Origin of the sequence: Flavobacterium sp. UBA2787, assembly GCA_002352205.1 — a bacterium.
Taxonomy (GTDB): domain Bacteria; phylum Bacteroidota; class Bacteroidia; order Flavobacteriales; family Flavobacteriaceae; genus Flavobacterium.
This window is the reverse complement of record DEHZ01000011.1, coordinates 42,556-57,376: the sequence shown is the minus strand read 5'-3', so window position 1 is coordinate 57,376 and position 14,821 is coordinate 42,556. Positions and strand designations below refer to the sequence as shown.

Below are 14,821 nucleotides of genomic sequence, written 5' to 3'. Positions count from 1 at the left end.
TTAAATATAACCATTTTTTTGGTATGAAGTATTTTACTTTAGTATTCCTTATTCTAACTATAACTGTTAATTCCCAAACAAAATCTTCTTCGGATGATGAAGAAGAATTGGATAGCACCAACTATTTTATTGAGCTGGCTAATTTTCATAAAAAGAATAACAACTACAGAAGTTCACAAGATTACATTCAAAAAGCAATTGAATTTGCTGAAGAAAAAAAAGATTATCAGGCTCAAGCTGATGCCTACTCTTTTTTAGGAAACGTATATTTTGAATTAAAAAAATATGCCGATGCCATTCAAACCTACAACAAAAGTATTTCACTTTATAATAATCAGAAACCATCTTCAAACCAAGCGTATACGTTTTATAACTTAGGTTTATGTTACATTGAACGAAAAGAATATTCTAAAGCTGAATATTATTTTAAAGAAGCCGAAAAAATCTATGAAACGATAGATATTCCGGAAGCTAAAGAAATGATTAACCTCCAAAAAGGTATTGTTTACCGTGCCAAAGGCGAAAATCAATTGGCTTTATCCATTTTAAACACGGTAATAGTTAATCCGGATGAAGAAGATCATTTTAAAACCAAAGCTGAAGCTTTGTATCAAATTGGTTTGATTGAAGCAGAAGACAATCGTTATAACCTTGCTTTAAATTACCTAAATAAAGCGTTGGATTTAAGTTCAAAAAACAAAAATTTAGAACTAAAAGCCAATGTTGCCCGAACATTGAGTGAAGTGTATGAAAAAATGATTGATGTTGACAATTCATTCAAATACATGAAACAACACCTACGAATCAGGGATAGTATTCAGGAATTAAACAGTAAACGAATTGGAACGGAAGATTTTTTAAGTTTTAAAGAAGCCGAGCGTTTAAAGTCGATTGACCAAATGGATCGCGAAAACAAAGAACAACAACGAGCCAACAAATTTTCTAAATTAATTAGTATTTTAAGTATTGCTCTGATTTCGATTTTGTCGTTATTGAGTTTGTCGTTGTATAAAAATAATATTATCCGAAGTCAATCGAACAAACTATTGCAAGACAAAAACAGTGAACTTCAATTAGCCAAAGACAAAGCTGAAAAAGCTTCCAAAGCCAGAGCAGAATTTTTATCGACGGTGAGTCATGAATTGCGAACGCCTTTGAATGCCATTAACGGAATCACGCATTTGCTCATTGAAGAAAATCCGAAAAAATCGCAGTTGCAATACCTTACTTCGCTTAAATTTTCAGGAGATTATTTGCTCACGTTTATCAATGATATTTTAGAAATTAACCGTGTTGAAAGTGAAAATATTGAAATTGAAAGTATAAACGTAAACGTTAAACAACTGTTGAGCGATTTGTATAATTCTTTCAAAGATTTAGCCAGCAAAAACAACAATGATTTTGAATTGGAGTTAGATGAAAGCATTCCTGATAATTTAATTGGCGACCCAACAAAACTTTCTCAAATTTTTATTAATTTGATTAATAATGCGTTGAAGTTTACCAAAAACGGAAAAGTAAATGTGTCGGCCAAAATGCTGAAAAACGAAAATGATATTTCATCTATTCGTTTTGAAATTTCGGATACGGGAATCGGAATTCCGTTAGAGAAACAACAAACTATTTTTGAAAGTTTTTCGCAAGGTTCTGTAGAAATTAACCGAAAATATGGCGGCACCGGATTGGGATTAGCCATTGTTAAACGATTGGTAAATTTATTGGGTGGCGAAATCAAGCTCACAAGTGCAGAAGGAATTGGTTCTACTTTTTCGTTTGATGTTGATTTTGAATTAGGTCAGCAAACGTTTGTGGAAGTTAAGAAACAATATGATGAAAGTGTCTTTGCTTTCAAAAAAGTGTTGGTTGTTGAGGATAATAAAATCAACCAAATGATTACCAAAAAAATGTTGGAAAACAAAGAAATTGCCTGTGAACTCATAGACAATGGTGAAGATGCCATTGAAATGATTCGCAACAATGGCTACGACTTGGTTTTAATGGATGTTCATCTTCCCGGCATAAACGGAACGATTGCCACCGAACGAATCAGAGAGTTCAACAAGAAGCTTCCTATTATTGCGTTAACGGCTATTTCGTTGAATGAAAACCGTGAAATGTTGCTTTCTTTTGGGATGAATGATGTGGTGACTAAGCCTTTTAATCCTGATAATTTTTATAAAGTGATTGCTCAGCAGTTGGGTTAGTTAATTAATTAAACACAGCTATATCAACACAAACAAATATGAAACCGAAAGATCAATTAGAATTAATACTTTCAAACCAATATAAATCAGAAGATGGAGATTCGTATAAGGTTGAATTGTTGGATGGAATATCTGATAGTGAAATAGAAAACCTCATAAGACAACTCCCAAATAACTACTTACCGAAAGAAATTGAAGAACTATTAAGATTTAGTAAAGGATTTGAGTTCTATGGACTTGAAGAAGTCCGTTTTGACACTTTCAATCATTTCGGATTTGAAGAATTGTTTCCAAACTCAATCCAACTAGCAGGAGATGGATTTGGGAATTTTTGGATTTTAGACATTGACTCAAAGGGAAATTGGAATTCAGTTTACTATGTGTGTCATGACCCAGCTGTAATTGTAAAACACTCTGAAAATTTAGCTGAGTTCATAAAACACGTTGACGAGTTCGGACAAAAAGGGAATCAATCCAACTTGGACATTATTCACGAGAAAACCGTAATGGAGATTTGGAATGAAAAAGTCGGAATAATGGAAAAAAACGAAAAGGACTATAACTTTGAAAATGGGCAAATTCAGCTACCAGAAATATTTTTAGTGGCAGACTTGACCAATAAACCAATACGAACAGGATTTCCCTGGGGTAAATCAGGCCCAAAAACAAAAATTGTAAGACCAACTGACGAGCCAATTTGGATTGTCGAAAAACGAGTTAAACAAAGTTTTCTATCAAGACTATTCGGTAGAAAGAAATAACAGAACCAATTTCTAAAAGGTTTATAACTTATAGCAAGGAAATTGGTAAATTCAAATTTTGTCTTTTTAAGTTAAATTTATTTCAAGCCGAAAAAAAAGTGCTTCTAATCCGCTACTGCACATACACGTAAAACGCTAATCTTTCTTTCCAGCACAATCCCCAGCCCGGGTAGCAGTGGAAACCCCGCAGGACAGAAAGCTAATTTTTCATTGCTTTTTGGGGCGACCTAAGAAGCCACGAAAAAGCAGTAGAAAAATAGCTTGAAGGCCGAGGAGTTGCAACGGATGACCGGATAAGCTGCCTAATAATTCAGAATAAATTCTTTGATTAATTTTCGAACTTTTGGCTCGGCTTTTCGGGCGGCTTCAAGGACTTCTTGGTGGTTGACTTCGTGGATGTTTTCTTCATCGCCCATGTCGGTAATGACCGAAATTCCGAGGCAATCAACTTCCATGTGGCGGGCAACGATGACTTCGGGAACGGTGGACATTCCGACGCAATCGGCACCTAGAATTTTGACCATTTTGTATTCGGCAAGGGTTTCAAAAGTTGGTCCTTGCAAGCCTAAATAGATGCCGTCTTTGAGTTCAATAGTATTTTGTTGAGCAATTTCTTTGGCTTTTTGAATCATGGTTCGAGAGTACGGTTCGCTCATGTTGACAAATCGTGGTCCGAAACGTTCATCGTTTGTTCCTCGCAACGGATGATCGGGAAATAGGTTGATGTGATCTTTGATAACGACCACATCGCCCACTTTGTAATTTGGATTTACACCGCCGGACGCATTGGAAACAATGAGTTTTTGAACGCCTAAATATTTCATGACACGCACAGGGAAAGTCACTGTTTTCATGTCGTAACCTTCATAAAAATGGAATCGACCTTGCATAGCAACCACGCTTTTATTTCCAATTTTACCAAAAACCAAGGCACCTTTGTGACCTTGCACGGTGGAAACGGGAAAATTAGGAATTTCGGAATAAGGAATGGTAAATTCGATGTCGATATCTTGTGTAAATGTTCCTAATCCGGAGCCGAGAATGATGCCGAATTCAGGAGTATAATTGGTTTTTTCTTTAAGAAACTGAACGGTTTCTTGTACTTTGTTCCACATAATTGTTTATTTGTTTATTGAAATTTTCGCCGTTGGAAAGAAAAATACTTTGAATGGGCAAATAGAATAATTGTGCCGGATTTACTTTTCCTTTTAGCCGAACGAAATCTTTTTCGGTGGTAATAATGGGTTTATTTTTTGATTTTTTTTGAATGGTTTGGATGTCACTTTCTGTAAAATCGTGGTGGTCGGGAAATTCCAATTCCTCATCATTGCCATCTTGCAAATGGTTGAAAAATGGTTTGGGTTTGGCGATTCCGGCAACTAATAATTTATCGGTGTTTTTTAGTGAATGAACTGTATGATTTTCGGTTTCGGAATACAAAATTTCATCGTACTGAATAGCCGAAAAATATAGTTCTTGATTTGTCGAAAGCTTTAATTTTTGACGAATTTTATTTTGATCTGCTTCGGAAAGCGTTGGCGGACATTTGGTGACAACTATGATATTTGCACGCTTTGCTCCACTTCTACTTTCACGTAAGTTTCCGGTAGGCAAAATGAAATCATCGGCATACAAATCGTTGTAGGCTGTGAGTAAAATATAGAAACCGGCTTTCACTTTGCGGTGTTGAAATGCATCGTCAAGCAAAATAATGTCCGGTTTGTTTTGTAAAGCTAACAATTGCTCAATTCCGTTTTTACGATTAGCATCAACAGCCACTTGAATGGTTGGGAATTTTTGATGGAGTTGAAACGGTTCGTCTCCCAACGTTTCTGCGGTTGAGGAATATTCTGCTAATAAAAATCCGGATGATTTGCGTTTGTAACCTCTACTTAAAACTGCTATTTTATGGTTTGGCAAAAGCAATCGAATTAAATATTCTATTTGTGGCGTTTTGCCTGTTCCGCCTACACTGAGGTTTCCTACTGCGATGATTGGAATGGAAAATGAATGCGATTTTAGAATTCCTTTGTCATAAAACCAATTGCGAATGGCGGTAATCAAACCATAGAGAATGGCAAAAGGGAAGAGTATTTTTCGCAAGAGAATCATGTTACGAATGTAGGTATTTTTGGGAAATATTTGGTTTTTTGATTTGGTTTTATTTTGAAATTATAAAGTTTTTAATTGGAACACGGATTTGATAGATGAAATAGATTTTCGCTGATTTGATAGCTTTGCTATAATGGATTGGAAGGGATTAAAATTGTACACTTTAGTAATTTTTCAACGTCTCTTCTCCCCTCTTCTTCCTGTCTCGTCCGAAGGCGGATTAAGAAGAGTTGAGGGTGAGGATTATTAGGCACGAAGAAAAAAAGCTCTTAGTTTAAATATGAAGATGAAAAGCTAATAATGAAGTTAAAATACATTTTCATGTAAACAATACAAAACTTCTTTCCAAAATCTAAAAACCTTTCTTAAATTTGATAAACAAAAATTTTGCAAAATGGCAGAACTAAAAACAAAACAAACACAAGAAAGTGTAACCGATTTTATCAATTCGTTTGCTGATACTGAACAAAAAAAGCAAGATAGTTTTGAACTTTTAAAATTGATGGAGGATTTTACTGGTTTTGAACCTAAAATGTGGGGAGGTTCTATCATTGGGTTTGGTAGCTATCACTACAAATCTGAAAGAAGCACGCAAGAAGGCGATTGGTTTTTGGTTGGATTCTCACCACGCAAAGCAGCCATTTCTCTTTATGTTTACAGCGGGTGTGATGAGCAAGAACATTTATTAAAAGAATTAGGTAAATTTAAAATGGGTAAAGCATGTATTTATGTCAAAAAATTATCCGATATCAATCAAGATGTTTTAAAAAAAATGATAAAAGAAACGATTGATTTTTTACAGACAAAATATAAAAAAGCTTGATTTTTTTTTCAATTAAAATGATGATTTTGAAATTGCAAAAACTACAAAATCATTACTTTTGAATCATATTTAAAACAAAATGTTTACAATCGAACAAATTAAAATCGCTCACAGCAAAGTAAAATCCGGAGCCGATTTTCCATCTTACATTCAAGAGCTTAAACAATTAGGTGTTATTTCTTATGATGCTTATGTTTCAGATGGCCACACCGATTATTTTGGTGAAAATAACTTTAAAACGACTTCACCGGCAAAGTATGAAACTTTAACAATTGCCGAAGAAACTGATAAAGATCAATTTAAAGCCGATTTAAAAGCTCATCAACAAGGAAAAACAAACTACCCCACTTTTTGCAGCGATTGTGCCAAATCAGGTATAGAAAAATGGGTGGTTATCCTTGAAAAAATGACGTGTACGTATTATGATAAAGCAGGAAATGAAATTTTAGAAGAATTAATTCCCGGTTAATTTTTTAAAACATCATTCTTAAATACAAAACCATTATTTGCTTAAATTTGTTACTTAATTATTTTCAATGAAACTTCAAACCATTCTCCCAATATTAGAAGAACTTGCTCCATTGGCGTATGCCGAAGACTTTGATAATGTTGGTTTACTTTTAGGAAATTCCGACCAAGAAATCAGTGGTATCTTAGTTTGCCACGATGCCTTGGAAAAAGTGGTTGATGAAGCCATCGAAAAAAATTGCAATTTAATTGTCTGCTTCCATCCTATTTTATTTTCGGGTTTGAAGAAAATTACAGGAAAAACGTATGTGGAAAGAGTGGTATTGAAAGCCATCAAAAATGATATTGCCATTTATGCAGTACATACTGCCTTGGATAATCATCAAAATGGAGTGAATAAAATTATATGCAATCAATTGGGACTTATCAATACTAAAATTTTGGTTCCAAAGGAAAAATTCATTCGCAAATTAATTACTTATACCATTCCTGAAAATCATCAAGAATTACGAAATGCTTTATTTGAAGCCGGTGCCGGAAACATCGGTAATTATGAAGATTGTAGTTTTAATTCAAAAGGAATTGGAACGTATATGGGGAACGAAAACAGTAATCCCGAAATCGGAGAACGTTTCGAATTTGTAGAAAACGAAGAAATTAAAATCGAAGTCACTTTTGAAAAGCATTTGGAATCAAAAATTTTGAAAGCTTTATTCAAAAATCACGTCTATGAAGAAGTGGCTTATGAAATCTCTGAATTACAAAACCAACATCAAAATATCGGTTTAGGAATGATTGGGGAACTGGAAAATGAGATGAATGAAAACGATTTTTTGCAAATTGTGAAAGAAAAAATGCAGTGCGAAAGCATCAGACACAGTGCTTTTTTGAATAAAAAGATAAAAAAAGTTGCCGTTTTAGGTGGTTCAGGTAGTTTTGCCATTGGACATGCTAAACGATTGGGAGCCAATGCTTTTTTGACGGCCGACTTGAAATATCATCAATTTTATGAGGCTGAAAATCAGTTGCTTTTGGCCGATATTGGTCATTATGAAAGCGAACGTTACACAAAAAATTATATTGTTGATTTTCTTATCAAAAAATTTCCTAATTTTGCAATCATTTTATCAGAACAAAATACAAATCCAGTTAAGTACTTTTAGATTATGACAAACGTAAAAGAAATGAGTGTAGAAGAGAAGTTAAGAGCACTCTATGACTTGCAGTTAATCGACTCAAGAATTGATGAAATCAGAAACGTAAGAGGTGAATTGCCACTTGAAGTACAAGATTTAGAAGATGAAGTAGCAGGTTTAAAAGCACGCAACGAAAAATTAAAAGCAGATTTAGAGCAAATTGATGATCAAATCAAAGCGAAAAAAAATGCTATTGAAGCTCATAAAGAGGGAATTAAAAAATATACCGAACAACAAAAAAATGTTCGTAATAACAGAGAATTCAACTCGTTAACCAAAGAAATCGAATTTCAAGAATTAGAAATTCAATTGAGTGAGAAGCACATCAAAGAAATGAAAGCTTCTATTGAATACAAAAAACAACAAGTTGCTGATTCTCAAGAAAAATTAAATGCAAAACAATCGCATTTAGAGCATAAAAAAGCTGAATTAGGCGATATCATGTCGGAAACGCAAAAAGAAGAAGAGTTTTTAACTAAACTTTCTGCCGAGTATGCTGCTAAAATCGAAGATCGTTTATTAGCTGCCTATCACAGAATTCGCTCAAGCGTAAGAAATGGTTTAGCGGTAGTTTCTATCGAAAGAGGAGCATCTGCAGGGTCATTCTTTACAATTCCGCCACAAACGCAGGTTGAAATTGCTGCACGCAAAAAAATCTTAACCGATGAGCACAGTGGAAGAATTTTAGTAGACAATGTTTTATCTACCGAAGAAAGAGAAAAAATGGAAAGCATATTTGCTAACATCTAAATAACAAACCCCGGATTCGGGGTTTTTTTATGAATAAATTTTTCAAGACATTTTCGATTAAAGTAATTGGTTTCTATATCAATTTGCTCAGTTATATCTTTCCAAAGGAAGCAACAAAATTGGCCTACAAATTTTTCAGCGAACCTCGTGATGGAAGATTACAACCGGAATCAATTCCACAAATTTTAAAGCAAGCCGAAATTGAAATTGTTTCGTTAGAAAACCACAACTTTCCTATTTATAAATGGGAAGGAAACGAAACCAAAATACTTTTAGTTCATGGTTGGGAAAGCAATGCTTCTCGTTGGGAACCCATGTTTCCCTACTTACAAAAATCGGGTGCTACAATTTTGGCAATTGATGGTCCGGCTCACGGTTTGTCTTCCGGTATTGAATGTAATGTTCCGCAATATGCTGATTTTATTAATACCGTCTTCCAAAAATATGAACCTCAAATTTTGATTGGTCATTCGCTTGGCGGATTAACTTGTTTGTATTTTCAGCATCAATTTAAGGCAGCTTCACTTCAGAAAATGGTTTTACTTGGAGCTCCGTCTGATTTGGAAGTTATTATTCAAAACTATGCCAATTTACTTAGCTTGAACAAAAAAGTTATTCAGTTAATGTATGATTATTTTCTGAATCGGTTTAAAATAAATCCAATTGAATTTACCGGAACTAATTTGGCTTCTACACTTTCAGTTTTAGGAATTCTTTCGCATGACTCGGATGACAAAGCGGTTCATTTTAGCGAAAGTAAAAAAATTGCTTTGGAATGGAAAAAAGCAACTTTTATTGAAACAAAAGGATTAGGTCATAGTATGCATGACAAAACTTTGTATCAACAAATTGAGAAATTTTTGTTTACTTCTTAATTATTTTTTTGGTAGCCGATTGATTTCCATCGGAGACTTTTACAAAATATACTCCACCGGATAAAGTTGAAACATCGAGTTGTTTATCTTGTGGCATCTTCGCTTGAAAAACGGATTGACCTAACGTATTAAAAATCTCAACGGAAGCCATTTCAGACAAATCCTGATGAGTCAAAAACTTCAATTGATTTTGAACCGGATTTGGGAAAACCGTAAATTCAGTTGTATTAACAACATCTAAACCTAAAAGATAATCATCATACACACGTAGTACAGCATCCTTCATATTTGGAAAAGGGCCAACATTACCGGCAGAAGGATTGCCTTGCGGTATCCCGGTTTCTTGTAAAATCGTTCGTAATTGGGGTCCTGTTAAATAATTACCGGTTAAACTGTGATGATACGATTGCAATACAATCGCACATGCTGCGACCATTGGCGTTGCCGAACTAGTTCCTGAAAAATTGACATAGCCTTGGTTTACATCATCATTAATCATAATCAAAGTACCATATCCGCACGCAAAAACATTTTGTGCCCAACCTTGCAAATCTACTCTCGAACCATGCGTGCTGTAGGAAATTTTGTTGTGAGTAAGATTTGACAATCCACCGCCTACAATGATTGCTCCGCTATTGCCTCGGTTCATATAACTTGTAAAAAGAGTACCATTCAAATTTTGATTTCCGTTTCCGGCTGCTGCTACAATTACGATTCCTGCATCGGAAGCTGCTTTGGTTAAATCCCAAATAACACTATTATATTCGGCCGGAACAAAATCCGATGATCCTGATGCAGGTCCGTCTTCTTGCATTTCATAAATAATTACATCGCCAACAGTTGAATTTTGAATGGATTGGTTAACAGCATTAATTCTGCTATACCCTATTTCTTGCCATTCGGGATAAAGTATCATTTCTGTTGCTTCATGTGCTAAACCTGTCATTCCATAGCCATCGTTTCCGGCAATAATAATACCGAAAACTGATGTGCCGTGTTGAGAGTATTGCAAAGCATCTTCAGCAATAGTCATTCCTGCTGCAATAGATACGTTTACTTCATTTAAATCTTCATGATTGCTATTAAAACCATATTCCACATCTCGCACACGAATTCCCAAACCTTTTAAACCTAAATCCCAAGCGTATTGCATGTTTAACCCCGGATTCGGACCAATATAGGTTTGATTAACCATAAAATCTGGTGTTGTGGGAGGAATATCAAAAGGAGGTTTTATGGGTTCTAAAGAAATTAGACTAGCATAATTAACTGAATTCAATTTTTCAAATTCTTCTGCCAAAAAAAGTAATTTTTCATTCGAAGGATTATCAATAATCACTTTAAAAATATTTTTTAATTGATGAACTGAAGAAGAATTTCCAGCATATTGTTTGGTATTTTTTTCTAAATCGTTCCATTTTTCATCTGAAAATGAAATCGTTTTTTCAAAATTTAATTGAAATTCATCTGAAAGTAGTACTATTTCTGAAAATTGATTGAGAATCGATTCTTTGTCTTTTAAAACAACTTCAGAATTAAATGAAACATGTAATTCATGTTTACTGCTGTTGCCATTCAAATGAAATTGATTTTTTCTGGTTTGAGCATTCAAAAACAGAGAAAATAGAAATGTAAAAATAAAAAGTAATTTTTTTATCATAAAGCTAAGTTCTTGATTATAGGCAATTTTTGTGCAATTTACTAAATTTCTTTCAGATTTAAATAAACTTCTATTTTTCTGAAATCCATAAAATAAAATTACTTTTGCAGTATGGAAGATTTAGGAAAACGCATCAATAAATTTTTATCAGAATCCGGTTATTGTTCCCGACGTGAAGCCGACAGACTAATCACTGAAGGTAGAGTAACCATCAACGGAGCTGTTCCTGAAATGGGCACAAAAGTTTTTGAAACCGATGAAATTCGTGTCGATGGTAAACTCATTCGTGAAAACAGAGATAAACCCATTTATTTAGCGTTCAACAAACCCGCCGGAATTGAATGTACCACCAACCAAAGTGTTCGCAATAATATTGTAGATTACATTAATTATCCCGAACGAATTTTTCCGATTGGACGATTAGATAAAGCCAGCGAAGGATTGATTTTTATGACAAATGATGGCGATATCGTGAATAAAATTCTACGAGCCAGAAACAACCACGAAAAAGAATATATTGTTACGGTTGACCGACCAATAACAGATCGCTTTATTGAGAAAATGGGTAACGGTGTTCCGATTTTGGATACAATTACAAGAAAATGCAAGGTGGAACAAATCAGCAAATACATCTTTAAGATTGTATTAACGCAAGGTTTAAATCGTCAAATTCGTAGAATGTGTGAGTATCTTGGCTATGAAGTTACGGCTCTAAAACGTATTCGAATTATTAATATTTCGTTGGATATTCAAGTGGGAAGATACCGTGATTTAACCGAAGCTGAAATCAAAGAATTAAATCAATTGATTGAACCATCAAGCAAAACGGAAGAAGCGAGTTTACCGAAAGTGATTTATAATGTCCCACGCAGAAAAAAATAAATTTCAAAAATTTTGATAAATAGAAAATTAAATTAAATTTGTGAATAACAATATAAACAAAACAAATGAAAAAACTATTATTTACTAATCTATTTTTAGTCACTTTATTTACAGTATTCTCTTGTAGCAGTGATAGCGATTCAAATGATTCTTCAACATTTAAAGTTGATGGAGTAAATTACAGTCTTGTAGCATCTCAAGGAATGGTGAATATTGTAACACCTAATGCCTATGAGCTAGAAGGTGAAACTTATAACCGTAACACATTCATAATTAGTGGTATTAAGGATATGACTGATGTCGCAACTGTAACTTTTGATTTATTTGTTAAAAATGGTGAATCTGTTGATGGTACATATCAAATTTCAACTGATCAAGATGAAGATACTTTTACTAGTATTGAAAATATTCTTAGCTCCGATGTAAGAGTATGTATTGGTTGGACTTCTTTGGTTGCTACTACCAATATAGCTACTCAAAATTTTGTTAATGGTAATGCACCGGTTGGTACTATTCAAATAATTTCAAATGGTGGAAATAATTATACTATTAAATACAATGGTAATTTTAAAAAATTAGATCAATCAAACATATCGGTAAATATTGATCTTACCGGAAATGTTTCAAATGGTTCTTAAAAACTATTCTTATTTTTATTAACTAAAAACCCAAGCTCATCACTTGGGTTTTGTTATTTATCTCATCTTCAATCGTTTCTGCTCTCTTGCCAATAACGTGTTTTTCAACAACATCGCAATGGTCATGGGTCCCACTCCACCCGGAACCGGAGTGATAAAGGATGCTTTTTTACTTACATTTTCAAAATCTACATCGCCGGTAATGCGGTAACCTTTTTCGGTTGAATCGTCTGCAACACGTGTTATACCGACATCAATTACTACCGCATCATCTTTTACCATTTCGGCTTTCAAATAATTTGGCACGCCTAAAGCTGTGATGATAATATCAGCCTGGGTTGTAATTTGGGAAATATTTTTTGTATAACTGTGCGTCAATGTAACAGTTGAATTACCCGGAAATCCTTTTCTTCCCATCAAAATACTCATTGGTCTTCCAACAATGTGGCTTCGCCCAATTACAACAGTATGTTTTCCTTGTGTTTCAACGCCGTAACGTTCTAATAGTTCTAAAATACCAAACGGTGTTGCCGGAATAAAAGTAGTCATATCCAATGCCATTTTTCCGAAGTTTTCGGGATGAAATCCGTCCACGTCTTTGTTAGGATCAATCGCCATCAATACTTCTTGTGTATCAATTTGTTTCGGTAACGGTAACTGCACTATAAATCCGTCAATATCATCATCTTCATTTAATTCTTTGATTTTTTTCAATAATTCCGTTTCCGAAGTAGTGTTTGGCATTTTAATCAATGTGCTTTCAAATCCTACTCGTTCACAGGCTTTTACTTTGCTTCCAACGTAAGTTAAACTCGCTCCATCAGTCCCCACAATAACAGCGGCTAAGTGCGGTACTTTTTCGCCATTGTCTTTCATCTTCTGCACCTCGGCAGCAATTTCATTTTTGATGTCTTCTGAAACTTTTTTACCGTCTAATAATTTCATGTATGTGTGTTTTAGTTGTGTCGTAAAAAAATAAGACGCGATAAATCGCGTCAGTTATTGTTGAAAATTATTTCATTCCCTTCATTCCACCCATCATTCTTGCGAGGTTTTTTCCGCCGCCGCCTTGCATCATCTTCATCATTTTGCTCATTTGGTCAAACTGTTTCATCAATTGATTCACTTGTTCCACTTTGGTTCCTGAGCCTTTGGCAATTCTAATTTTTCTTTTACCATCTATCACGGCCGGTTTTGTTCTTTCTAACGGAGTCATCGAATGAATAATTGCTTCAATGTGTTTAAACGCATCGTCTTCAATTTCTACATCTTTCAATGCTTTTCCTGCTCCGGGAATCATACCCACCAAATCTTTCATGTTACCCATTTTTTTGATTTGCTGAATTTGAACCAAGAAATCATCAAAACCGAATTCATTTTTAGCAATTTTCTTTTGAAGTTTGCGAGCTTCTTCTTCGTCATATTGTTCTTGTGCTCTCTCTACCAACGACACAACGTCACCCATTCCCAAGATTCTGTCGGCCATACGGGAAGGATAGAACACATCAATAGCTTCCATCTTTTCACCGGTACCAATGAATTTGATTGGTTTATTAACCACCGATTTAATCGTAATCGCTGCTCCACCACGGGTATCACCATCTAATTTGGTTAAAATCACACCGTCAAAGTTCAATCTGTCGTTAAATGCTTTGGCAGTATTCACGGCATCTTGACCTGTCATTGCATCTACCACAAACAACGTTTCTTGTGGTTGAATGGCTTTGTGCACATTTGCAATTTCGTTCATCATTTGCTCATCAATGGCCAAACGTCCGGCCGTATCGACAATTACAACGTTGAATCCATTTGATTTGGCATATTTAATTGCATTTTGAGCAATGTCAACCGCATTTTTATTTTCAGGTTCAGAATATACTTCTACTCCAATTTGATCTCCTACCACGTGCAACTGATTGATAGCCGCAGGACGATAAATATCACAAGCCACCAAAAGTGGTTTCTTTCCTTTTTTAGTTTTTAAGAAATTAGCCAATTTTCCAGAGAAAGTAGTTTTACCCGAACCTTGCAAACCGGACATTAAAATCACGGACGGATGACCGGAAAGGTTAATCCCCACTTCTTCTCCACCCATTAATTCGGTTAACTCGTCTTTCACCAATTTCACCATTAATTGGCCAGGCTGTAACGAAGTTAATACGTTTTGACCCAATGCTTTTTCCTTAACGGAATTGGTAAAATCTTTGGCGATTTTAAAATTCACGTCGGCATCCAATAACGCACGACGGACTTCTTTTAGGGTATCGGCAACGTTTACTTCGGTAATTTTACCGTGACCTTTTAATATATGAAGGGCTTTGTCGAGTTTATCGCTTAAATTACTGAACATAATTAGGATTTTCTTTTAATGAAGTGCAAAGATAACATAAAGCAAATAAGCATCAAAAAATGATTTTAAGTAATTTTTTAAAATTTTAGGTAGGGTAAATTG

14 protein-coding genes are annotated in these 14,821 nt (G+C 34.6%); 9 read left to right on the top strand and 5 right to left on the bottom strand.

The features are described from left to right. Positions 1 to 23: 23 nt before the first annotated feature. Together B4N66_RS10290 and B4N66_RS10285 are read left to right on the top strand one after the other, a co-directional pair. A complete protein-coding gene (locus B4N66_RS10290; protein ID WP_291094528.1) occupies positions 24 to 2,204 on the top strand; it encodes an ATP-binding protein in 2,181 nt (726 codons plus the stop codon). A gap of 38 nt (positions 2,205 to 2,242) precedes the next feature. Then, a complete protein-coding gene (locus B4N66_RS10285) occupies positions 2,243 to 2,965 on the top strand; it encodes an SMI1/KNR4 family protein (protein ID WP_291094526.1) in 723 nt (240 codons plus the stop codon). Positions 2,966 to 3,267: 302 nt separating this feature from the next. Here B4N66_RS10285 and B4N66_RS10280 read toward each other — a convergent pair whose 3' ends face one another. Continuing rightward, entirely contained in the window at positions 3,268 to 4,080 is an 813-nt protein-coding gene (locus B4N66_RS10280) for a purine-nucleoside phosphorylase (RefSeq protein WP_291094524.1), read from the bottom strand. Continuing rightward, positions 4,043 to 5,077 carry a tetraacyldisaccharide 4'-kinase gene (lpxK, locus tag B4N66_RS10275; protein WP_291094522.1) on the bottom strand — a complete coding sequence of 345 codons (1,035 nt, stop codon included), beginning with the start codon at positions 5,075 to 5,077 and terminating at the stop codon, positions 4,043 to 4,045. Before lpxK ends, B4N66_RS10280 begins: the two co-directional genes overlap by 38 nt. A 394-nt stretch (positions 5,078 to 5,471) precedes the next feature. Here lpxK and B4N66_RS10270 point away from each other — a divergent pair, with 394 nt between their 5' ends. The 5 genes from B4N66_RS10270 (at position 5,472) to B4N66_RS10250 (ending at position 9,189) form a co-directional block, all read left to right on the top strand. After that, positions 5,472 to 5,900 (top strand): DUF1801 domain-containing protein, encoded by a 429-nt coding sequence (locus tag B4N66_RS10270; protein WP_291094519.1) that lies wholly within the window; start codon positions 5,472 to 5,474, stop codon positions 5,898 to 5,900. A 79-nt stretch (positions 5,901 to 5,979) separates the two neighbouring features. Then, complete coding sequence (locus B4N66_RS10265; RefSeq protein ID WP_291094517.1) at positions 5,980 to 6,369, top strand: DUF1398 domain-containing protein; 390 nt, start codon at positions 5,980 to 5,982, stop codon at positions 6,367 to 6,369. Positions 6,370 to 6,436: 67 nt separating this feature from the next. Continuing rightward, on the top strand, positions 6,437 to 7,531 hold the full coding sequence (locus tag B4N66_RS10260) for a Nif3-like dinuclear metal center hexameric protein (protein ID WP_291094515.1): 1,095 nt from the start codon (positions 6,437 to 6,439) through the stop codon (positions 7,529 to 7,531). A gap of 3 nt (positions 7,532 to 7,534) precedes the next feature. Beyond that, positions 7,535 to 8,314: a zinc ribbon domain-containing protein gene (locus B4N66_RS10255; protein ID WP_291094512.1), complete on the top strand. Its 780-nt coding sequence runs from the start codon at positions 7,535 to 7,537 to the stop codon at positions 8,312 to 8,314. Positions 8,315 to 8,433: 119 nt separating this feature from the next. Beyond that, positions 8,434 to 9,189: an alpha/beta hydrolase gene (locus B4N66_RS10250; protein ID WP_291094509.1), complete on the top strand. Its 756-nt coding sequence runs from the start codon at positions 8,434 to 8,436 to the stop codon at positions 9,187 to 9,189. Here the strand turns inward: B4N66_RS10250 and B4N66_RS10245 are convergent. Continuing rightward, positions 9,179 to 10,849, bottom strand: coding sequence for a S8 family peptidase (locus tag B4N66_RS10245; RefSeq protein WP_291094506.1), 1,671 nt, complete (start codon positions 10,847 to 10,849; stop codon positions 9,179 to 9,181). The two genes, B4N66_RS10250 and B4N66_RS10245, sit on opposite strands and share 11 nt — an antisense overlap. A gap of 111 nt (positions 10,850 to 10,960) precedes the next feature. Between B4N66_RS10245 and rluF the strand changes: the two genes are divergently transcribed. Both rluF and B4N66_RS10235 read left to right on the top strand, forming a co-directional pair. Next, positions 10,961 to 11,731: a 23S rRNA pseudouridine(2604) synthase RluF gene (gene rluF, locus B4N66_RS10240; RefSeq protein ID WP_291094503.1), complete on the top strand. Its 771-nt coding sequence runs from the start codon at positions 10,961 to 10,963 to the stop codon at positions 11,729 to 11,731. Between the two features lie 65 nt (positions 11,732 to 11,796). After that, positions 11,797 to 12,369 carry a hypothetical protein gene (locus B4N66_RS10235; protein WP_291094501.1) on the top strand — a complete coding sequence of 191 codons (573 nt, stop codon included), beginning with the start codon at positions 11,797 to 11,799 and terminating at the stop codon, positions 12,367 to 12,369. Between the two features lie 57 nt (positions 12,370 to 12,426). Here B4N66_RS10235 and B4N66_RS10230 read toward each other — a convergent pair whose 3' ends face one another. Together B4N66_RS10230 and ffh are read right to left on the bottom strand one after the other, a co-directional pair. Further along, complete coding sequence (locus B4N66_RS10230; protein ID WP_291094499.1) at positions 12,427 to 13,314, bottom strand: bifunctional 5,10-methylenetetrahydrofolate dehydrogenase/5,10-methenyltetrahydrofolate cyclohydrolase; 888 nt, start codon at positions 13,312 to 13,314, stop codon at positions 12,427 to 12,429. 67 nt (positions 13,315 to 13,381) lie between these two features. Beyond that, positions 13,382 to 14,719, bottom strand: a complete 1,338-nt coding sequence (ffh, locus tag B4N66_RS10225) for a signal recognition particle protein (RefSeq protein ID WP_291094497.1) — start codon at positions 14,717 to 14,719, stop codon at positions 13,382 to 13,384. Positions 14,720 to 14,821 lie beyond the last annotated feature (102 nt).